The organism is uncultured Microscilla sp., from assembly GCF_947493425.1.
GTDB lineage: Bacteria > Bacteroidota > Bacteroidia > Cytophagales > Microscillaceae > Microscilla.
Window position 1 is genome coordinate 36,126 of sequence record NZ_CANLRP010000014.1, and the last position, 23,469, is coordinate 59,594.

General features: G+C 42.9%; 6 protein-coding genes. 1 reads left to right on the forward strand and 5 read right to left on the reverse strand.

The window, feature by feature from the left end; translation table 11 throughout:
• Positions 1-7 precede the first annotated feature (7 nt).
• Positions 8-3,760: a 7TM diverse intracellular signaling domain-containing protein gene (locus Q0954_RS06285; protein ID WP_299455064.1), complete on the reverse strand. Its 3,753-nt coding sequence runs from the start codon at positions 3,758-3,760 to the stop codon at positions 8-10.
• A gap of 276 nt (positions 3,761-4,036) precedes the next feature.
• Here Q0954_RS06285 and Q0954_RS06290 point away from each other — a divergent pair, with 276 nt between their 5' ends.
• Positions 4,037-4,480: a hypothetical protein gene (locus tag Q0954_RS06290; RefSeq protein ID WP_299455067.1), complete on the forward strand. Its 444-nt coding sequence runs from the start codon at positions 4,037-4,039 to the stop codon at positions 4,478-4,480.
• 15 nt (positions 4,481-4,495) lie between these two features.
• Here the strand turns inward: Q0954_RS06290 and Q0954_RS06295 are convergent, their stop codons facing one another.
• The 4 genes from Q0954_RS06295 to Q0954_RS06310 form a co-directional block, all read right to left on the reverse strand.
• Positions 4,496-5,083, reverse strand: a complete 588-nt coding sequence (locus Q0954_RS06295; RefSeq protein WP_299455070.1) for a Uma2 family endonuclease — start codon at positions 5,081-5,083, stop codon at positions 4,496-4,498.
• A gap of 292 nt (positions 5,084-5,375) precedes the next feature.
• Positions 5,376-6,713, reverse strand: a complete 1,338-nt coding sequence (gene ffh / locus Q0954_RS06300) for a signal recognition particle protein (protein WP_299455071.1) — start codon at positions 6,711-6,713, stop codon at positions 5,376-5,378.
• Positions 6,714-7,149: 436 nt separating this feature from the next.
• Positions 7,150-14,538, reverse strand: a complete 7,389-nt coding sequence (locus Q0954_RS06305; RefSeq protein WP_299455073.1) for a PKD domain-containing protein — start codon at positions 14,536-14,538, stop codon at positions 7,150-7,152.
• A gap of 818 nt (positions 14,539-15,356) precedes the next feature.
• Entirely contained in the window at positions 15,357-23,000 is a 7,644-nt protein-coding gene (locus tag Q0954_RS06310) for a PKD domain-containing protein (RefSeq protein WP_299455075.1), read from the reverse strand.
• Positions 23,001-23,469 lie beyond the last annotated feature (469 nt).

Genomic DNA, 23,469 nt, shown 5'->3' on the forward strand with positions numbered 1-23,469 from the left:
GAGATTTTTATGCCTGGTCTGTAAAAATGTGCTGTATATCACTTTTGTTGATGGGTTTGGTTACAAACTCGTCCATGCCAGCCTCTATGCAAAGGGCTTTCTCTTCTTTGAGCGCACCTGCAGTCACTGCTACAATTTTTGAACTTTGCTGCCCAATCCTTTGCTCTATTTTCCTTATTTGCCGGGTAGTTTCATAACCGTTCATGCCGGGCATTTGCACATCCATCAAGATTGTTTCAGGCAATGCAGTCTGGTATATAGCCAATGCTTCTTCACCACTATATGCCATCAGTATTTTAGCCGAAGGAAGTAGCTTGGCTATTATTTCATTCATTAAAAGCATATTCACTTCATTATCTTCTACAATTAACACCTTTTGCAATACACTGCCTGCCTGGTCTTCTTTTGGTTCATTTGTCGATGCTGTTTCAGCGAGGTCTTCGGTTATTTTTGACAAAACCTTATATAACTGGGACGGTTGGGGTATTGTTCCTATCCATTGTTGGTAAAGCGCCAAGTCTCCATGTTTGTCTGCTTGACTACTATCTGATTTAGAGCTATTTAGCAATACCAAGGGCAAATTGCTTAACCCCAGGGTTTGCCTTATTTCCTGGGCAGTTTGCATACCATCCATAAAGGGCATCTCCTCGGCTATCAACACTGCATCGAAACGCGGGTTTGCCTGTAACAGCTCGATGCCACTAATGCCATGCATTGCTTGAGTCACTTGCATGCCTTTTTCTTTAAGTATTGCCTCAATCTGTGCACTTTGTACCTGATGATGGTGTATCACCAATACTTGTTTTATGGCATCGATCCTGCTCCAATCGTTATGCTCTTCAAACACACAATTGACCCAAATATCAAAATAAAACGTACTTCCTTTTCCATGGGTGCTTTTCAGGTATAAACGACTGTCCATTAAAGCTAGTAGCCGATTAGATATGCTCAAACCTAAGCCAGTACCACCAAATCGTTTGGTTGTAGAGGTGTCTTCCTGCAAAAAGGCTTCAAAAATCTTTTGTTGGTTTTCGGGCATAATGCCTACTCCGGTATCTTTGACCAAAAACCGCAATAAAGCCTTTTCTTTGCCCTCTTTTTCCAGCAGGGTTACCTTAAACTCTATGGTTCCTTTTGAAGTAAACTTTACTGCATTAGACAGTAAGTTGGTCAAGACTTGCTTAAGGCGCATTTCGTCAAACCAGGCATATTGAGGCAAGTCACCTGCCAGACTCAAAATCATTTCTAACCCTTTTTGTTTGGTTTGATAAATCATCAAATCCCTCAAGCCATCACACATCTGGGCCAGGTCTACCTTTACAGGCAATAACTCCATCTTTCCGGCTTCAATTTTAGAGAAGTCCAATATATCGTTGATAATTTCTAACAAGGTATTGCCCGATTGCGACACAATGTCAAGGTATTGTTTCTGTGTAGTGTCAAGGTTGGTTTGTAGCAGTAAGTCTACAAAACCCACTACGCCATTCAGAGGGGTTCTGATCTCATGGCTCATGTTGGCCAAAAATTCTGACTTGGCAATGCTTGCTTGTTGCGCCTCCAGGGTGGTTTTCTGCAATGTCTTCATGAGCGCCAACCTTTCTTGTTCTTTGCGATAAGCAGATAATAGCCTTGCCGTAGTAGAAAGCAAGGGGTCAAGTTTTTGGAGTGTTTGCTGGCTGTAGCCGCTCTCACAGTTTGCCACTATTACCAAACCTGTCAGTTGATTATGCATAAATAAAGGAATACCTAAAAAAGAATGTATCAAGATGCAGTCTTCGGTTTGCACTAGTGATGCGGCGGCTGTCGAGTCGTTGATAATCAACGGGGCGCCATCAGACAATACCTGATTTAATAATATATCAACACAACTCAAGGTATCCATCTGGGCTTTTGTCTGATCAGACAATCCAATGCTGGTAGCAGCAAAGGGAGTAAAATGGGGTTTTTGTGCCTCTTTTTGCTTTACTTCCCCTACCAACCCTTGTTTACTCCCTGTAATGTCCATCAATTGATTTAACAAAAAATCGAATACTGTCTCAGGGTTTTCGCTCACTATAAACTCTTTTTGAATGTAATTGATAGAATCCAGCAAGAGGTTATTTTCTGTCAGCTTTTCGTTGGCATTTTTTATCCCGGTAATATCATGAATGGTTCCAGTAATATTTCTCAGGTCAGCATTTTCGTTTCGTTGCAATATGGCTGACAAACACACCCAACGTTCTTCATTTTGTGGGGTCACAATTCTAAAATCCACATTAGAGATTTTATGCTGTTTTTTTAGTTGTTTAAATGCAGTTTTAAGCAATATTATATCCTGAGGGCAGATATAATACAACCACTCTTTGACGCTTCCCCCAAAGGATTTTTCAGTATCTCCGTACAACAAATACATTTGCTCATCCCAGGTCATGCGCTGAGTGTTGTAGTTATACTCCCAAATCCCAATGCTTGCCGACTTGGTTGCCAGACTCAGCCTTTGGTGCATGGTTTCTATATATCGAGTGCGTTGCTGTACCATGTCTTCCAGCTCATTTTTTTGGCGCGCCATTAGTTGAAGGTTTTGAGCTTGTACTTTTTCTTTTTCTTTTTTCAAGCCATTGAGTCTGTCGCCCAACGCCAACGAAAACAACAATGCCTCGGCACCAAAGCCAAAATACAATACTTGGCTGGTCAATACATTGAGTGGTAATATGCCATTTCTTGCCATCATATAAATAAATGAACTGATGACTACCGAACTCCACCCCAAGGTATAAAAACGAGCAGTACGTACGCCTTTGTACAAAAGATAAATGCCACAAACCAATAGACTGAACGTATACACCAAGGTAATTAATTGCAAAGGCGAAATAAGGTATACCAGGCTTACACCCAATAAATTAAGTAAAGGAAAAAAACCTCCAAGGATTGAGGTAAGCAACCAAAGCCAACGTCTTATTTTTACTGCATTCGTTGCCAAATCCAGGTAACGGTCTACAAATAAGGTGACAAACCAAAACAAGAGGGACTGCCACACTATAAAATATGACCAAAACCACTGACCAAAAAACAAGGTTTGCCCATTGTTGAAAGGAGTGCTAAGAAACACTATGGTAAGGTAGCCTACATATATGAGGTAGATGTTGTCTTTGGTAGAAAAAAACAAGAACAGGTTATACACCCCCATAGCCACAATAAGCCCTATGAAGCCCGCCAAAATAGCGTTGTATAGACCAAACTGCCTTGTAATGGCGTTGGTAGTGCCTATTTGAAACAAATGGGTGATGGCAAACTCTCCGGCTATGCGCACATAATACACGCTGGGGGTTGAAGCAGTACTTTTTAATGGAACGGTATAGTATTTCCCCAAAAGGGCTCCGGTTGGCTGAGGGCGCATGACTCCTAACAATACAGGGGCTGCATACGCTCCTGATGGATTGGGGGCAAAAAAATCAAGGTACCAACTACGAGTGTCTCCTAATGTAAACCATATATCACGATTTGTTTCATTTTTGACTTTAAACCTAAGCCAATATACCGTATGAGAAGGTGCCTGGCTAAAAACCAGTCGTTCGTGAGGCTTAAAGTATTTTTGAACCTCAGCAGTGAGCACATCTTGCAAGGTAAGCTTGCCACTTTTATCTGCCAATACCTCTATTTTGTTCCCTACTTGTAATAATTTTTGGGGATCTTTTACTACGATGGTTTGCTGTGCGAATATGGGTTGCACAAAACCGAGCAAATGCATCAAAAAAATGATTCGTTGTATTCCTTTCATCATATTACATTGGGGACTCTATAGCCGCAAAGTACCCACTTTGCTTATTCATTTTATCTGTATTCGTCACCATATTTCAATTAAAGTAAATGTAGCTTGCAATGGTTTACACGCAATGCAATAACTTACGCTAATATAACAAATACTGCAGGCTATTCTTAATAATGTTTGTCAACAGTGGTTATTTGTCAAATGATGGTAAAATATGGGTGGTCGTATCATTTTTTTTATGCAATTAATCTCCTTAATTTTGGCACATCATCACTCAAGACATTAGGTATGAAAAAATTGGTGACAGGCATTTATTTAGGCTTTTTAATGAGCGTTATAGCAGGTTGTAGCGGTGACATCGACGAACAACAGCGAAAGTACCATCCAGCGGCAAGCAACGCTCTGGTAAGTCAGCAAAAGAGGGTAAGCGACTACAAAAAGCAAGCAATTGACATTATGGGTATGTGGTACCTAAACGAGTGGGACTTGTACCACACCATCAGGTTTATAGACAAACAAAGGGTAGAGTTTTATACGCATATCGACACTATTCTGACGTATGACTATGAGATTCGTCCCGACTCGTTGTTGATTTATAACGAACGCGGCGACCGTTTGTACATCAATGTCATAGAGCAGCTTTCGCGAGATACACTGGTGTTTAAAAACTTGCTGGAAAAGGCTGGTTCTCAGCATTATTCACGCAAGCCTACCAAAAACTTTGGCAAGTAAAGCAAACAGCCACTATTATTCTTTCTCCTTTTTTTCGGTAAGGGTCACCCCTTCGTACAACTCGCTTAATTTGATCTGCAGATTCAATGCAGATAAATGGATGGTGTCTTCCAAATCGGCGAAAGCCTGGTAAGTCCATATTTGAGCATCTTGGGTTTGACGCGAAAACAATTCGGCGCTGTGGGCATACTGGTCTACCAAGAGGTAATGCATCAAAGAAGGAATTTGTCTGTACTTCCAAAGCTTGGTATCCCGGTCATACTCTCTGGTCGACTGAGACAGTACTTCGGCAATAAATACCGGGTAACGCTGAATGAGGGTATCTTCCTGGTCGCGTTTATCGCAGGTAACCATTACATCAGGGTAAGTATAAAACACGCCTTTGTTTACCTCCAGCTTTACGTTTTCCATAAAGGTTTTGCAATCGCTCTTTCGCTTTAATACAGCCGTAGTATTAAAAGTAATCTCATTATGCGCCACTGTGGTACCTGCCATGGCAAATATTTCTCCTTTGTAATATTCGTAGCGAGTATTAGTACTGGTTTCTATGGCCGTGTATTCATCTAGTGTACAGCCTGTTTGTTCAATCTTAGGTTCTCCCATAGTATGTCTGTTTTGAAGTCTAATTTACAAAAAAAATCTTTGAAAGTAAATTAAAAACCACGTGGTTATAGTTTGCCTCACTACTGGCTATAAGATGGCTTTTCTGTTAAATGTGACATAAAAAACGGCAAGCAGTATACATACCACTTGCCGTTTTTTATGTTATTATATATTTCTTCTAACCTACAAACTCATCATATACTGAAAATGAATCTATTAGTTACCAATAGAACACCTGTATACATTGGTATCTAAGGACTTGCCACTTGAGGCTTGCCCCCTGTCAGGGCTTCTAACCAAATGGGTTTAAGTTGGCAAAACCACGCTTACCACCTTTGGTCATTTTATTCATTTTCTTCATCATCTTACGCATGTCTTCAAACTGCTTGATGAGGTTGTTTACTTGTTGAATAGAAGTACCACTACCATTGGCAATACGTTTGCGTCGGCTACCTTCTTTCAACACAGCGGGGTTTTGACGCTCGTGTGGGGTCATCGAACGGATGATTGCCTCGATGGGTTTAAAAGAGTTTTCGTCAATGTCTACATCACGCAAAACTTTGTTCATACCGGGCAACATACCTATCAGGTCTTTGAGGTTCCCCATGTTTTTGATTTGCTGTAGTTGAGAAAGGAAATCGTCATAATCGAACTGGTTTTTACGCATTTTGCGGTTCAAACGCTCCATTTCCTCTTTTTCGAACATATCTTCGGTACGGCGTACCAAGTCTACGATGTCTCCCATATCCAGGATACGTCCTGCCATACCTTCGGGACGGAACACATTGATAGCGTCCATTTTTTCACCCGTTCCGGTAAACTTGATGGGTTTGTTTACAACTGCACGAATAGACAATGCCGCTCCACCACGGGTGTCACCGTCTAACTTAGTCAGTACTACTCCATCAAAATCAATGCGTTCGTTAAAAGTTTTGGCAGTATTTACAGCGTCTTGCCCTGTCATAGAGTCTACTACAAACAAAGTTTCTGAAGGCTTGATGGCGTTTTTCACATCCTCAATCTCATTCATCATTTCTTCGTCTACCGCCAAACGTCCTGCCGTATCCACAATGACTACTCTGTGGTTATTTTCTTTAGCGTACTTGATGGCGTTTTGGGAGATGCTTACCGGATTTTTGTTTTCAGGTTCAGCGTATACCTCTACTCCTATTTGCTCACCTACTACTTGTAGCTGGTTAATTGCCGCAGGGCGGTAAACGTCACAGGCTACGAGTAATACTTTTTTGTTTCTCTTTTTATTAATAAAATTTGCCAGTTTTCCCGAAAAGGTAGTTTTACCCGAACCTTGCAAGCCAGACATTAACACAACTGCCGGATCGCCTTCGATATTGATCTCTTCCTCTTCACCTCCCATTAGTGCGGTCAGCTTTTCGTGAACAATTTTCACCAAAAGTTGTCCAGGTTCTACATTGATCAATACCTTGCGCCCTAAGGCTTCTTCTTTAATCTCGTCTGTTACTTGCTTGGCAACTTTATAGTTAACATCGGCATCCACCAATGCTCGACGGATTTCTTTTACTGTAGTGGCTACGTTAATTTCGGTAATGCGCCCTTTTCCTTTCAGGTTTTTTACAGCTTTATCTATGCGCTGACTTAATGTACTAAACATGGCAATTTATATTTTTATTAAGGGTATTACATATAAAAGCAACAAAACACTGCTGTGGCAGCTATTTCTCTGCTCTAAAGAATACTATCTTTGATTTTGCTATTCTAAAACGATCAAACCAAATCTTATATGGTATAATATTCTATAACATACAAAGATATACAAGATTACTGAAAATCATACTATGAGGCGGTTGGCTTTTAGTCATTGATAGTGGTCGATTGTTTTTTTCGCTGGTAACTGAGCTGATTTAACCCGCTAAACGCCTATTACCACCAAAATAAGGTTGGGCTATTAAAAGCCCAACCCTTGAAAAAAATCACCCCATAAGGAATTACTTACTGTTTCCGATAGACCTCAGAATTGCAAGCTAACTTTGTTTAGTCCCTGCGGGATAAATTTTGAAGGTCACCACAGAACAAAATCCCTGCTTTATCTACTGTTTCTCAAACCTTCGCTCTATGCTTTTACGCTGGTCTACAATACGCAAAATATACAAGCCATCCGCTAAATCGCCTACATTGATTGACATTTGACTTTTGCCTTGTTGCCATTGTCCCTTTTTCAACACTTTACCATTCATTGATAAAATTTGCCAGGTGGCGCCTGCCGAAAGCACCCGACTGGTTTCCAGCTTTACATGCAACAGTTTGGTAGTAGGGTTTGGAAATACTACTGCCTGACCAGTCAACAGGTGATTGTCTACATTGGTTACCTGATGCTCGCTTTGTCCTTCGTCTTCTCGCCGATTACTAGTAACACTACCAGTGCCTGCCTGGTGAATTTCCTTGGTAACATAGTCTTCTACAAACACTACTATTTTAAATCCTGCCGGGTCTAAATCACCTTTGTTCCAGGTAAACGTCAAGGTTTGAGATTCACCAGGCACCCAGGGAGTTCCCCGGTAAGTACCAGCAGCATCGGGCAGCATTTTACGGGTAACATTATAATACCATTCACCATTGGTGCTTACTGCCGAGTCCACCACTACTACATGAAATACTACTGGGCGACTAAACACTTGATTCGCGGCTACAGTGGTCGATACAGTCAGGGTTTGTCCATTTACATTGGCTTGTCCTATGCTAATATCAAATGGCGAAATAATCAGGGTACGATCAGCAAAATGATCTTGAGTCCATTGCCCGATCAGGGTATCTTTAAAATAGCCGTCTACTACTGCCCTTGGCACTTCTCGTATGCCTTGGTGAAAAGCCCGACCGCTTGGGTCTTTTTCGTTTTGCATATTAAACACATCAACCGCCGGGAATCCGGTATGATGGTGAATTTTCACGATCTCGTTGGTGTTGCCCGTTTGCGGGAAGTTTTTTGCCTCTAAATCCTGAGCTGCGGCATTTGCTACTCCCTGATTGATAAAATACTCTAAGAGTACAATGCGATTTCGATTGCCAATTTTCACATCATCAAAGGCGAAACCATCAAAAGTTTCCGTAGCCGGATTATCGCCATTGCTACCAAAAGACATGCGAAAACGCACCACCCGACTGGTTAGTCCTAACTCTTGCATTTTGATCAAGACCTCGGTAAGGCTATACCTTGCTGTTAGCCACTCGCCATTGGTAAGCTGGCTTTTGCCCGACCATCCCTGATTGTCGGGGTTGGTGCTTACTTTCGCTCCATCGCTGGCACTGCCTGGCGAACCCAGTATAGGCTTGGTATCATACCAATCGATACCCAAACCTTGCGAACCCAAACGCAACCAGGTTTTACCATCATCTATGGTATATAACAACACCACTCCATCAGCGCCTTGCTCGGTATCAGACCAGTAACGAAATGAGATCATGGGTTTGTTTAGCCCTGCAATATCAAAGCAAGGGCTTTCGACATACGACTGCTCATTGCTGTTATAGTTGGCGTTTGTATCTGCCCGGTAAGGGTTGTTTCGGTTATCAGTGACCCAAGCCTGACCGTTTGGATTGCTAATCAGAAACCCATCGGGTTGTTTGAGTTGCCAACTGGTACTATCTACTGGAATAAGGTTGACCTCTACTACCCCATGGCTTATCCAACCTCCGGTTCCGCTTTCAAAGGTTTCGTGATAGAAAGCCTGCTGAGTAACCGAAATCATTGGGAAAATATCTATCCTTCTGCGCAGGGTATAAGACGCTACCCCATCTTGAGTAACTATATTGAGTGTCACCCAATAAGTACCTGGGGTCTGGTATTGATGACTTACCGCGTCTCCGGTAACAGTGGGGCTTCCATCGCCAAAACTCCACGATACAGTACCAGTGGCATCGCTCAACAACGAGGTGTTAACAAAGTTGGTGGCACTACCTGCACACTGCCCCGAATAATCAAACTCCATTCTAAAAGTTTTAGTCACAGTGGTGTCACAAGTACCCGTGCTTGCCGTTACTGAGTAGTTAATAATTTTGGGCAATACTGTCCCCAAAAGTTTGTCAGGGTTTTGATCAGTGCTGGCGGTACCATCTTTAAAATCCCACGCCCAAAAACCACTCGGTCCTGTGTTGAATGCTGTTGCCGTAAACCTTACCGTATCTGACCCATAGTTTTGACTAGCCGTAATCTGCATATTTTGGGGGGTAGGAGTTACTGTAATTCCCCCCACCGTAATGCTATCGGCACAACCTTCGGGGTTGGTGGTATATTTGAGCATAATCTCGTATTCGCCAGGGGGTACTTGGTTGGGGGTAAACGAATTACCTCCGGTAAAACGTTGAAAGGTGGTATCTGTACCTGTCACTGCACGGTATTTAAACTCTACCGAAGAAGGAATCTCTACCCCACGGTCTAAGGGTGTCAGGGGTACTTGTGCCACATCGCCACAATAGGCTTTGCTTAGGCTAAGCCCAGTAAATGACAGCTCTGGTAAACGGTTGACCACAATGGTTACAGGGTTTTGGGAAGTATTCACACAACCATCTCCATCGGTATAGGCAAAAATAACCTCATATTCCCCCGCCAGTTTGTTCCAGTCTTGCACCGAGGCATTGGCTGGAACCTCAGCCTCAGAGGGTATTGGATGGCTTGGGTTAAAAACATTAGTCAGGGTATCGCCTGCTACCAGGTACTCATAGTTGGTTCGCGGAAGCGATACCCTTCTGATCATATAATAGGTGCCTACCGAGTCTAGTGGCAACAAACTATCGGGTGGCAATGCCACTGAGTTTATTTCGGGATACAACCTTACTGTAGTAGCATTACGCACACAATAACCATTGGCAGACACTCCTAAAACTTTCAAGTCGGGCAACCCTACCAGCTCAAATGCCTGGGGTGCAGAGGTAGCCACGCAACCATTGCCAGTAGTGAAACGATAAGTAATGTTGTATACACCTTCCCCCTGCAAGGCACTTGCGTCAAAAGTGTGCTGTCCTTTGCCAAGGTTGAGGCTATCAGAGGCGCCAATCTTTTTGATTGTAAACTGACCATTAGACGCAGGGCTTGGCGGCAGGGTGTCTACAGTAGGAGTCAAAGCAATGGCTTTGGCGCTTACACAGTACTTTTTGACTGTAGGTGGGTCTATTCCCGTAAAGTTTACCGTAGGAGTAGCAATGATTTCGAAGGCTGTTTTTACACTATCCAAACAACTGTTAGGATCTTGGTACTCAAACTTTACATCGTATTTATCTATAGCCAATGCTGTAGGGTCAATCACGTATTGATTGGTAGACGGAAACTGCTGTTTTGAGCCATCGCTTTGCTTGGTAATGGTAAAAGTTCCGGTTTGCCCAGCAGGTAAGTCAGAAGCACTCAATGCCCCCTTTAAAGTAATAGAGTTGCCCTGCTTGCAAAGAATGCTGGAGGTCAAACCACTGATTTTCAACGAAGGTAAAGGGTTGATGGTTACTCGTTGGCTTGCTTGCCCGGTACAGCTACCTACCGACTCAACCACTGTTACGCTACCTGAGCTTCCGGTACCCCAGTTTACCTCAATCTGAGTGGTTCCGCTCATCGTGTAAGAACCATCTGTTTGTAGTACCGCTCCAGGAGTAGTAATTTCTCCCCCGGTTACTATCCATTGTACAGTTCCTCCTTGCGACAATACAGTTTCGTATACTTCGCTGGTTGCTCCTGCACACACACTGGTTGCCCCTACAGAAATCACTGGGGTAAGTGGAGCACTTACTGTTACTGAGCGGGCAGCGGAGGTTTTACAACCAAAACCATTGAAAGCTTCTACTACCACATTGCCGCTCACTCCCAACCATTGTACCGTAATACTATCCGTATTTTGCCCATTTTGTATAGAACCATTGGTTACAGACCACTGAAAAGAGGTAGCACCTGCCGATGTTACTTTGTAACCTTTCAGACTATTTGCACATACATTGTCTTCACCGACTACCACTGGGGTAGCGGGCAATGCCCGTACCGTTACTGGTATAGATACATCATTTTTACAACCAGTTGCTTTCACAGTTTCGGTTACGGTAAGTTGATGGCTACCATCGCCTTGCCAACGAATACTAATCACTGAGTCGGCTTTTTGTGGAATAATGGTGCCCACCCCACTAGAGTTAATGCTCCACTGATAAGAATGGGCAGGATCGGGATTGGTAATGGCATAATAATACTCCGTAGCATTGTCGGCACAAATGGTTCCGTTGGTATCTTTAATTACCGGGTTGGGCAACGGACTTACATCTACTGTCGCCAAGGTGTCTATGCGAGTGGTATTACAAACAGGAGAGCCACTTGAATTGTCTACCTCATGAATAAAAGCCCGGATGTACACCTTTTCGGTACTGGTAAGCGAGGGGGTAAACCTGTAATTTAGTGTGGCATCTGACTGCCCAATTAACCCTGCATTACAAATAACAAAAGGCCTTGAAGAAGATACTGGACCACCTGAAGAGCTTAGCCCATTGACCTGCTCCAGCGCCTGAATGTATACGATCTTATTGCTTGTTTTAGAAATGATTTTTTGTACCTCAAATGCGTCAGGTACGTTGTCGTCTTTACAGTAACCTGAGGCAAGCCCTGACACTGAGGTCGGGTTGGTCACATTGATTGTCACTGAGTCGGCACCTGCACAACCACTACCGTCGGTATAGGTATACCTTAGTTGGTGTACGCCTACCCCCACCAAACCAGGGTTAAACTGAGTGCCAACTACCCCGTTGCCCGAAAACACCCCTCCTGTAGGGGCTCCGGTTAAATCAATGGCTACACCATTGGAAGGGTGAGCCGCACCATCTGCCAGGGCTCCTCCCCCACCACTCAGGGCCATTGTAAGATTTACCACTGGCAAAGGGTTGACAGTAATGGTATATAACGAAGAGAAAGCTCCCTCTCCACAGTCTGTATTTACCCCTCTTACCTTAATGTCTACACTGGTGATCGAAGTAACTGCACTGCTGGCAGTCAGGGTGATCAAACTATTAGAGGTTACTACAGTATCTTGATGGGCTGCGCCTGCTTCTGCCAATTCAGTGGGCAACACCCACTCATAGTTAGTGGCTCCTTCTATCGAAGAAACAAAAAAAGTAGCGGATTGTCCAGCACACAAGGCGTTAGAGGTAAGCGCCTCTATGGTACCCGCAGTAGGCACCGATCTGATGGTTACATTTTGCTCTAGCCAGGCTCCGGCGCACCCTTCACTGCTTACGCCTCTTACTCTTACTACACCATTGACCGCGTCAGAGGTTGCAGTTAAAGCAATGGTAGAGTCGGTAGAAGAACCAGCTACATTTACTCCAGCCGGCAATTGCCACTCATAAGTAACTGCGCTGGGAATGGAGTCAATAGTAAAAGTGACCGGAGTACCTACACATAGTGTACTTACCGAAGCTACAAATGCAGGGGCTTGCGCCGGAACAGCAGCGGTATTGACGGTAGCAAACACTGTAGAGGTGGTAACTCCTTCTATATATGCAGTTCCAGAATTAGGCGTCAGGTTTACCGATGTTGCTGCCGAGGTATTGGCTGATACCTCAAGGCCACTAATGGTCATAATGTTGTTTTGAGATTCCGTGTCGGTTGCAAAATCATAGTTGATCCTTAGGTTGCCTGCACCGCCAAAAGAAGTCGAAAAGCTACTGGTTCCTGAGGTATTGGTCACCGTTACTGTGGGGTTTCCTCCCAAAGTAAAATCTGTATTGCTTAATGATAAAATCAATGTATTACTTCCTGCTGGGTTGTGCATAAAATCAGAAAGAAACCTTTCTGTTACTACTATATCGGGCAATGTTTTGGCAGATCCTCCCCGGCATATAGTCACCGACGAAGGAGTCACTTCTACCCCAGTTGGGTTAATGGTAATGTGAAATGGAGCAGAGTATGCCCCATCTACGCAACCCGTTTTTTTGCCTTTCACGCTAATGCTTACCGCTGTTGTAGTGCTTACAGTTTGGGTAGTAAGAGTAATGGCATTGGTGGTGGTATTTACTACCCCAGCTGTACCTCCATTGAGCTCCGCTGGCAAATCCCAATCATAACTATTTACTCCAGTGATCGCGTCTACTGAAAAAGTAATCGATTCGCCCGAATAAATCACACTGGGACCTACTATGTTGGTGGCTTGTACTGGTGGGTCATTGGCGGTGACTGTAGCAAAAACAGTGGTTCCATCTACACTTGCCAACCCACTTGTACCACCAGTAGCTTTCAGCTCAGCCATTCCAGCAGCACTGCCATTGGCAGTTATTTGTAAACCACTAATTACCATCTCGTCGGTAGTGGCATCATAGCCTGAGGTAAAATCGTAACCAATCTCTATAGAGTGGGCACTAACAGTGGTTGATATTCCCGTTGAGCTTCCATTGACCGTAACCGTAATGGGTCCTGAGAAGGTATAATCTGTACTCCCCAATGACAAAATAAGGTTATCGCTGGCGCTAAAGTCTGTTTTAGCCTGCTCATTTAGCTTAATGTCGGGCAGCACTTGAGTACTACCTCCCTTGCAAAGCTCCAGGCTACCTGGTGTAACCAATACACCTACCGGGTTTACTGTAATGGGGTAAGATGCATACGCACCATCGCAACCACTGGTAGTGTTTTTACCCCTTACCCTTAGGTTTACAGTTGACGTGCTCGTAACCGAGTGCACAGTCAATGCTATAAAGTTGTTGGTACCAGTGTTGGTCACGGTGGCAGTACCTCCATTGAGTTCAGCCGGAATGTCCCATTCGTATTCATCAGCATTGGCAATGGTAGGTACATAGTAATTGACTGCCTCTCCGGCAAATACATTGTTGGCACCCAGAATAAATGAAGGGGTAGCAGGGTGTACTTTTAAATTAATATTTGCCAGGGTGGTAGCCAGCGGAAACCCTACTATATCGCCAATGCCGGCGGTTACGCTCAGGGTAGTAGATGACGCGGTAGATGCAGTAGGGAGAGCTTCTACCTGTAACCCGGTAATAATGATGCTATCCAGGGTTGCTCTATTGACAAAGTTGTAGTCAAACTTAAGCTTGTTGTTTTCAATGCGTGCATTAATTGTGGCATCACTTACTCCAGGGCTAATGTATACTGTAGGGGTGCCCGACAAGGTAAAGTTGGTTTCATCGCCTAATGAAATCTCCATAGTTTCGCCAAAAGTCCAATTCCAAAAGTCATCGATGTTATTCTCATAAATGATGATACTGTCAAGGGTTACAGCCCCTGTTCCTGCGCACAGTTCTACGGTAGGGGTTTGTACACCAATGGCAAATAAAGCGCTTTTTTTAGCCCGTGTTTTTTCAGGAGTTTTCACCCTCCCATTCACGGTAAGTGCCAAAGTAATACAGGTCGCCAGTAACAGGTATTTCGTTTTTGTATAGAGTAGGTTTTTGGCTTGAGCAATGAGTTTACCACGTGGTTTCATTCCTCTGGTTTTGAAAATGTGTAACATACGTTTTGTGTTGTTGTGTTAAACAGGTTATAGTAGGTAACAAATCAATATCAATCGGCTAGTTTAGCAAGCAACAAAGCCGCATTAATGCTAGAAATCTTTCAAGTATTTGGTGAACTTGTTTAAGGTTTTTTCAAATAATTCAAAATGGTTCTTTTACCCATATACTTCGTTGTGAAAATGCTCATTTAGCTAGGCTAAACTCCGCCTTCCACGCCTCGTCTATGTGAAAAATTACTCATTTTGCTCTCAATGCCAAAACCTTAAACAAGTTCTGTATATGTAAAAGAAGTTGTTAAATGTTTTAGGTGGCAATTGCTATCCAAAATACAGCAGTCGACCTTTGGTTTTTTGAGTTTATTCGCTGGCGCCTATGCAACAGTGATACTTATGCTCAAGAGTTTAATTATATAAACAAGTTTGGGTGTTGAAAACCCTTAAAAGGTAGGTGAGTAGATATTGAAAAAATTAGTGAGACGCAAAGGTTTTTCTTGTAGTATTTTGGGCAGGTGTGTAACATAACTAGTCAATGTTTAAGCAAAAGAGCAGTTTTTTAAGCTTTGGCATAATATTATTTTAATAAAGCCGTTTTGACAAATTTAATACTATTTTTAAGTATTCAAATATTATTTTTCAAGAAACGTACTGAAACAAAAACTTACCATATATTGTGTGTGTGGCAGATAGCTTGAATTGGTGCTTCCGCAAAATACTTTGCCTTCTGGCAACACTTGCATAGCGTTGCCCATAAAAAAAGGGCATTGCCTCACTGAAAAACAGTCGCAATGCCCTCTACTCAATCAATGCTTGAATAAGTACTAATGCTTCTCGAACCTTAACTGAGAAGTTTTGCCTTTGTCGGCCACTCTAAGAATATACCAACCTCCGGCTAGAGCTTGCACATCTATAGAGATTCGTTTCTTGCCTTGGCTCCAACTTCCTTGTTTTACCAACTTACCTGTTACCGACCATATCTGCCACTGTGCTTTGGGCGATAGTTGCGTTTTGATGGCCACATTCAAACGGGCAGTAGTAGGGTTAGGAAACAGCACCGCACCATCCATCAACAACTCATCTTCTACTCCAGTTACTTCGTGTTCACTTTGCCCTTCGTTTTGTCTTTTTACGCTTACTCCCCCTGCACCTGCTTGCCATATTTCTTTGGTTTCGTAATCTTCTACAAAAACAATTACTTTAAAACCAGTAGGGTCCAGATTGCCATAATCCCAGCTAAAATCAAAGGTTTGACTATCTCCTTGTACCCAGGGAGCCTCCCAGTAGGTTCCGGCAGCATCCGGTAACATTTTTCGGGTTACATTGTAGTATACCTGCCCATTGGCAGTAGCCGCTGAGTCTACCACTGCTACATTGATGGTTATTTTTCGGTCAAAATTCAACAATGCCTGTATCTTGGTAGAGATGTTGAGTTGCCCGCCACTGGTAGCAGCATTGGTGATATCAATGGTAAAAGGTGCCGGAATAAGGGTGCGGTCAGCAAAAATATCTTGTGTCCATTGCCCAATCAGGGTATCTTTAAAATAACCGTCTACTACCCCTCTTGGTACTTCACGTATTCCGTGATGAAATGCTCTGGCACTAGGATCTTTTTTGTTTACTTCGTTCAATGGGTCAATGCCAGGAAAACCAGTATGGTGATGAATTTTCACAATTTCATCCTTATTACCAGTTTTCGGGAAGTTTTTCGCCGTTAAATCATATTCGGCTGCATTGGGTAACTCGGTATTGATAAAATACTCAAGCAATACCAACCGGTTTCTATTACTAACAATCACATCGTCAAAAGCAAAACCGTCAAACTTAGCGTTAGGCTGGTTATCAGCGTTGCTACCAAACGACATTCTAAACCTAACCATTCGACTTTTAATGCCCATTGCTTGCATTTTTATCAAAGCTTCGGTCAGACTATACCGGGCGACTTGCCATTTGCCATTGATTGGCAACAGTTTGCCTGACCACCCCTGACTATCAGGGTTAGCGTTTACATCTAAAGTACTACTGACCTTGCCGGGTGCACCCAATATAGGTTTGGTATTGTACCAATTGATACCCAACTCTCCGGTACCCAAACGGTGCCAGGTCTTACCATCATCAATAGTATAAAGTAAAGTTACTCCATCTGCCCCCAGGTCGGTATCAGACCAGTAGCTAAATGAAATCATCGGCTTATTCAAGCCAGCAATGTTAAAACAAGGGCTTTCTACATAAGACTGTTCATTGTTGTTGTAGTTGGCATCAGTATTTATTCTATTAGGGTTGCTTCGGTTGTCGGTTACCCAAGCATTGCCATTGGGGTTGCGAATAAGAAAACCATCAGGATTTTTCAAAGTCCAACTGGTACTATCCACTTCTACCCTGTCTACATCTACTACTCCGTGTGAAATCCACCCGGCAGTACCATTATCAAAACCTTCTACATAAAACTGTTCCGAGTTGACCTCAATCACTGGGAAAATATCCAATCGGCGGCGCAACTTGTAGGTGGCTACTCCGTCGTCAGTTTGAATAGACAATGTAACCCAATAAGTACCAGGGTTTTGATAAGTATATCCAGGGTTGGTTTCGGTAGACGTTCCTTGCCCATCACCAAAATCCCAGGAAATAGCTCCAATAACATCGCCTGGCAACTCTGATTTATTGGCAAACCTGGTGACACCACCTGCACAATGACCAGTAAAATCAAAGTCCATCTTAAAGCGTTTACTCACCGAAGCATTACAGCCCAGTTCGGTCGTAGGAATAAGCTCATAATTGATTACCTGAGGTAAAGTAGCTGACAACTGTTTTGCCGGATTTTGCTCTTGACTGGTCGTACCATCTTTAAAGTCCCAAGACCAGGTCCAGGTATCATTGACTCCATTAGCAGTCGCCGAAAAATTCAACGTTCTACTATTATAGTCACGGCTGGCTACCACCCTGATTTGTTTTGGAGTAGGCTCTATTTTTATAGTTACTACACTATCACGGTTAGAGGAGTTTTGACAACCACTCACAGCGCTTTCCAGCATAATTTCATATTCGCCTGCACCCCATTTTTCAGGGCTAAACGAATTACCCTGAGTAAAAGGAGTAAAAGTAGACTCAGAGAGTTTTCTATAATTAAAAACTACTCCTGAAGTAATCCGGGATTCTCCATCAAACGGAATCAGTGTTACCAATTCTACATCGTCGCAATAAGAAGCTGACAAACCAGTAAAAGACAGTTGAGGCAACGGAGTAACTTTGATAATTTCAGAGGCTGATTCCTTACGACAACCATTGTCATCTTCGAAAACATACCTTACCTCATACTCTCCCACTACCTGGTTCCATACACTGGTAGGAGCATCTGGTAGTATTGGTGGACTACTCGGAAGCGGACGTTGGGGGTTAAACTCATTGGTCAAATTGGGCGTTCCTGGTGTTACCATAGTTACATAATCATTGTCACTGTCTTCTTTTCGTTTTATTTGAAAATAAGCCTTGGTAACATCTAAGGTTGGTACTCCTATTTTTCCTGCCCCTGTGGTTATTTCAGGAACCAATGTAATTGCTGGACTTTGTACACAATACTCTCCATTGCTGTTGATGTTTTTGATAGTGATGACAGGCAAGGGTACAATTTGAAAAGTTTGGTTGGCAGAAGTACCTGTACAACCTGCCCCATCGGTAAAAGTATACTTTACCTGATAGCTGCCTATGTCAGAAAAATTGGCTAACTCTATCACATTGCCATCCAGCGTAACCTCTTCTCCTTTAGGGTTAGTTACGGTAAAAGTTCCTCCTGTATTTCCAGCATCCGGTTGCAAGGCAATATCTCCTCCTTTCACACAATATTTGTTGTCTGGTTTGGGGTCTACAAAACTAAACCTGGGCTCTATAGCTTCGCCTACAGTAAACGGTTGTGCTGCGGTTACTTCCTTACAACCTCCAGTAAGCTGATACTCATAAGTAACCGTAAAATCTCCTAGACCTAACAAAGAAGGGTCAAACTCATCGCCCGTAAACGATGTTTGTTCTATTCCATTTTTGAATATTCTAAATGTTCCGGTGCCTTTGCTAACATCTGGCAACGTACCATCTACTGATGGTATTAACTTGGCACTGGTGACCGCCCTGCAGTAGAAACTACTTAAACCTGTGAATGATGCCACTGGAAGTTTTTTCAGGGTAAACTTTTGGGGAGCGGATGTTTGTTTGCAACCCCTGAAATTGGTGTAGGTATACCTTACTTCATATACTCCGGCAAGCTCGTTCCACTCTGTAGCAGGCGCATCGTTTGCAATGGCAGTTTCGTTATGTGTGATTGGGTATTCAGGATTAAAACGCCTACTCAAACGCGTGCCTCCAAAACCATTGTCTTCTCTCATTTCCTTAAAGTCGGTAGGAGCTCGGCTACCTGATACCCTTCTTATCTCAAAAAATGAATCATCAGTGCTTAAAGGTGCCCACCTCGAAAACCCATCTATTGTCACAAATAAAATAAACCCATCTTCTTTCACACAATTTTCTAACTCGATGCCATTGATATCTACACTTACTGTAGGCAAGGCAAGTATCTCAAACGTATCTGCATCTGATACATCCTCACAACCACTAGAGTTACGGAAGGTATAAATGATATGATATTCGCCCAAACCAGAGCCTTCTAATGCCCCAAGTGGAATAGTGGTAGTAGTATTGGTGGCACCTACCGCAAAATCCTTGGCAGTGGATGCTATCGGGTTGCCACTTCCGTCGAGCTCGGTAATAGTGAAAAAGCCTCCAGCAATAGAAGAAGTTAATACCAGGTCATCTTCTGCACAATACTTTTTTGTGGGGTTAATTCCACTAAAACTGGCATCAGGCTTTGCAATGACCTCAATAGAGGTACCTGACGATTCGTCCTGGCAACCACCTGCCGACACAGTAAAAGTATATTTCACCACATATTTGCCTATACCTATCGATGCTATGTCCAGATCATCTCCATTAAATACCGCAGATGTTACCGGAGTACCATCTGGATTTTCTAGTCTATACACCCCTGTACCTGACGAAATATCCGTATCGCCGTTTACGGTTGGCTGAAAAGATGCCTTAGGGTCAGTTACACAGTATACTGACGATGACGTAGAAATCTCTGCTACTGGTAATGCATTAATGGCCACTATCTTTTCGTCCGATCCTTCACACACTGCCGATGTTTTCGTGACTTCAATCTTTCCTACTGGTCCTGGTCCCCAATCGATGGTAGCTGTTAACTTATCTGGCGAAAGCGTATAAGATGCTTCCCCTGTGATTGTCCATTCCACTACATCACCAGGATCGGCACTGATGGTGTACTGTATTCCCTGGGCATTGGCACAAACTGCTTCGGATCCTTGTATGTCAGGGTCAGAAGCAGTATCAATATTTACGGGTAAATCAACCGAACCTGTACACCCATCACTATTGGTAGTAGTCAACGTGAGGGTACCCGACTGACCACCCCATTTTACCTCTACTGTATTCTGGTCATCTCTTGATTCTATACTACCATTGGTTGCCGTCCATTTATAATTATTTCCAGTTCCTTTCAAGCCTCTATAGCGAACAGTTGAACCAGCGCAAGCGGTATTTTTGTCTTTTCCATCTACTCTTTCTTCAATTGTTGGAACAGGCACTTCGTTTACATTGACAGATAAGAAAGTGGCTCCTGAACAATTGGCATTGGTTGACGTTACCTTTACCTGTCGGTTATTGCCTGCTTGATCCCATATTATTTTTACTAAGTCACCTGTATTTACGCCACCTGCTATACGACCACCAAAGCCTGCATCCCATCTGTAGGTATGTCCAGGTTTGGGTACCACCGAATAGGTATACTCGGTGGTACCATCAGCACATACTGTAACCCCTGCGGTGCTTCTGATAACTGGAGCTGGAATATCCTCAATTTTTATCGTTGCCAAAGTTTGTAGTGATACGCTACAGTTAGTACCTATTCCTATAGGTGTAATGGGGTTAATAGGGTTAGTGAGTTTAAACGGGTCTTTGATAATAATATCCCCTTTAGTAAATACTGTTACTACATACGCCTGTATTTGGTACTCGCCAGGATCAAGTACTCCGGGAGTAAAAGAATAGTTAAACTGGGCTGGGTTAGTTGCCGGAGCTGAAGTATTACAAGGAGGGGTTCCTGTCATAATGGGTCCGTTACCACCTACAGTCTTCAAACTAGCATTAGGCAAAGCTTTTAGACCTACAATATAGCGGTGAGAAAACCTTCCTATTTGAGGAAATATTCTAGTAACGTTGAAATTTTGTACCACAGTATTTCCTTTACAATAACTTGCTGCTATGCCATTAATCCCGCTCGATTCGTTTACTACCACATTTACCCTGGCTATAGAAGGACAATCCGGTCCGTTGTCGTAGGTATAAGTAATCGGCACGTTAACACCGTTGCCCCCAGAAACAGATACGGCAGACGGAGAAAACTTATTACCGCTTACACCTGTACCTGAAAATGTCCCCCCAGTAAGCACACTACCATTTGAATTAAGTATTGCTCCCAACGAAACCGCTGCATCTTTGGTAGTAAATGCCTGTCCATCGGTTACTCCGGTAATGGTTACTTCAGGGGCGGAGTTAAGAGTAATATTTATGATGTCTGAATATGCTCCAGCACCACAAGTACTGCTTATGCCTCTTACTTTTACTGGCAACGCTGTAGTACTGGCTTCTACCGAGGTAAGATTAATAAAATTGGTATTGGTAGTAATAACATCTTCGGTAGTACCCGTTACCGTGGTACCCTCTGTACTGGTAAGTTTGCCAGCAGGCACTACCCACTCATAGGTAGATGCTCCAGGTATGGCTGCTACATAATACAAGTTGGTGGTTCCTAAACAAACCTGGTCATCTCCTGTAATTACAGATGGCTTTTCGGGGGTGGTGCTCACGGTTACAGCGTGTGTAGCCCAAGGACCAGCGCAACCACTACTATTTACTGCTCTTGCTTCAATATTACCACTTGTTGCGTTGCTTCCTACCTCTACTGTAGCCGAAGTTGCCGTAGTATTTTTGATGCTCATACCTACAGGTAGCTTCCACTCATAAGTAACGCTTGTGTTGGTGCCATCTGTAATATCAAAAGTAACCTCAGTACTGGTACAGGCTGACGTGGGAGAGGCTCCAAAACTTATAGCCACGGGTGAGGCACCTATGGTGAGTTTTGCCAATGGGGTGGTATTGCTAATGCCAGCAAAGTTGGCGCTTCCAACTTTCATGCGTATTTGCCCACTCCCAGAGCTTGCCACAGCTTTCACCTGTATGCCCCTGATAATTAAACTATTAAGTTCAGTTTCTGAGCCTAAAAAATTATAGTTTACCTCTAAAGTCTCAGTGTTTATTTGCTGAACATCAAATGTTTTTTGCCCTACCCCCGAAGCAGTCGTGAAAATGGCTTTAGCATTGGCAACGTCAAAATCAAAGTTGCTATTATTATCAAAGCCTAGCCTGAGTGTGCCAGAAATTGCAGAAAAATCTGCGTAAAACTTTTCACTCAATACTATGTCAGGAAGGTGAATCAATTGTTGATTATCGCATAGGGTGGTGGTTTCACCGCTTACTGCTACTCCTTTAGTACTAATGCTTACCTGCTTGGTACGAGAAGGGCTACTACAGCTCCCTTTTTTAGCCACCAAACTAATATTGGTAGATGAAACAGCACTGTTGGCTGTTACCACAATAAAGGGATCATCAAGGTTGCTACTTGCATCTAAGGCAAGCTGAGCAGGAAGTGTCCACTCATAACTATCAACTCCTGCTATTATAGGGGTCGAATACACAGCTGTTTCACCAGCAAATAAACTAGCGGGTCCATATATATCAGGTTGGGTGGGGGTTTCTTTTACCGTGACTGTGGCCAATGCATCGGAAGTACTCAAGCCAATATTGTTGGCTTGAGTTGATGAATTAATGGTCAAATGATAATCTCCAGCAGCAGCTCCCCCTGCTAATGCCACAGTCAAGCCAGAAATAGTCAGTTTATTTGTTTTGCTTAACGAACCATTTGAAAATGAATAGCCAACTTCAAGGTTATTACCGTTGATCACAGGAGTATTGATTGTAGACCCCTCTTTGTTCGTAAGGGTAGCTTCCAGGGTTGTGGAACCCAAAACAATGCCTGATCCAAACGATAAAACCAGTGTACCACTGCTCTCAGCAAAATCAGTTACAGCATCTTCATCAATCACAATGCTACCCAAAGGCACAGCAGTCGTGGTTCCTTGGCATATATCTATGCTGGGAGCAGTTGTCACACTGGAAAAAACTGCTTGCTGACTTAACGTTTTTCCAAAGCTCCAATCTGCCCAACTCAAGTCAGTCAGGAGAAAAAAGCCGATAGTAAAAAAGAGAATTTTGGATGGAGACAAAACAGCAGCTTTGCCACGCCATCTGTTGAAGGTAGTCTCCTTTTTAGCGTAATTCATTAACATAGTTTTGTAGTTGTTTATAAGTGAGTAACAGGGTTTAGCTGATTAAATTCAATCGCTTTAGTAGTAGACCAGCCAACCAATATTTATGTATAATTAAAGATAAATTCGAGAAATAAATACTTGAACCTTGCCCTCAACACAGGACGGAGGTTCATCGAAAAATGCGCATAAAAGAGCTGCTTGGTAAAACTCAATTACCAAAAATAAGCGCAATAAAATCCTTCTAGTGATTTTATGAAATTATAGTATTTTTCAACAGTAAATGGGGATGAAAAAAAAGAAAGGAATAGTTTTTTTGAGGTAGTAATTGTACCAAAACTGGTACTTTTGACAGTGTAAAATAATTTGGTAACATCATTTATTAGCTTTTGGTTAGTGGGTAGATGAATAGAGTTATTAGGTTATAAACAATCTAGCCTGATCATCTACTTTTATAGTATAGTTTCTTAGTATATTTATATAGTTGCCT

What these genes read in the sequence shown, in the direction of transcription:
- Q0954_RS06285 (WP_299455064.1), bottom strand. Translation starts at nt 3,760, where the DNA reads ATGATGAAAGGAATACAACGAATCATTTTTTTGATGCATTTGCTCGGT.
- Q0954_RS06290 (WP_299455067.1), top strand. Translation starts at nt 4,037, where the DNA reads ATGAAAAAATTGGTGACAGGCATTTATTTAGGCTTTTTAATGAGCGTT.
- Q0954_RS06295 (WP_299455070.1), bottom strand. Translation starts at nt 5,083, where the DNA reads ATGGGAGAACCTAAGATTGAACAAACAGGCTGTACACTAGATGAATAC.
- ffh (WP_299455071.1), bottom strand. Translation starts at nt 6,713, where the DNA reads ATGTTTAGTACATTAAGTCAGCGCATAGATAAAGCTGTAAAAAACCTG.
- Q0954_RS06305 (WP_299455073.1), bottom strand. Translation starts at nt 14,538, where the DNA reads ATGTTACACATTTTCAAAACCAGAGGAATGAAACCACGTGGTAAACTC.
- Q0954_RS06310 (WP_299455075.1), bottom strand. Translation starts at nt 23,000, where the DNA reads ATGTTAATGAATTACGCTAAAAAGGAGACTACCTTCAACAGATGGCGT.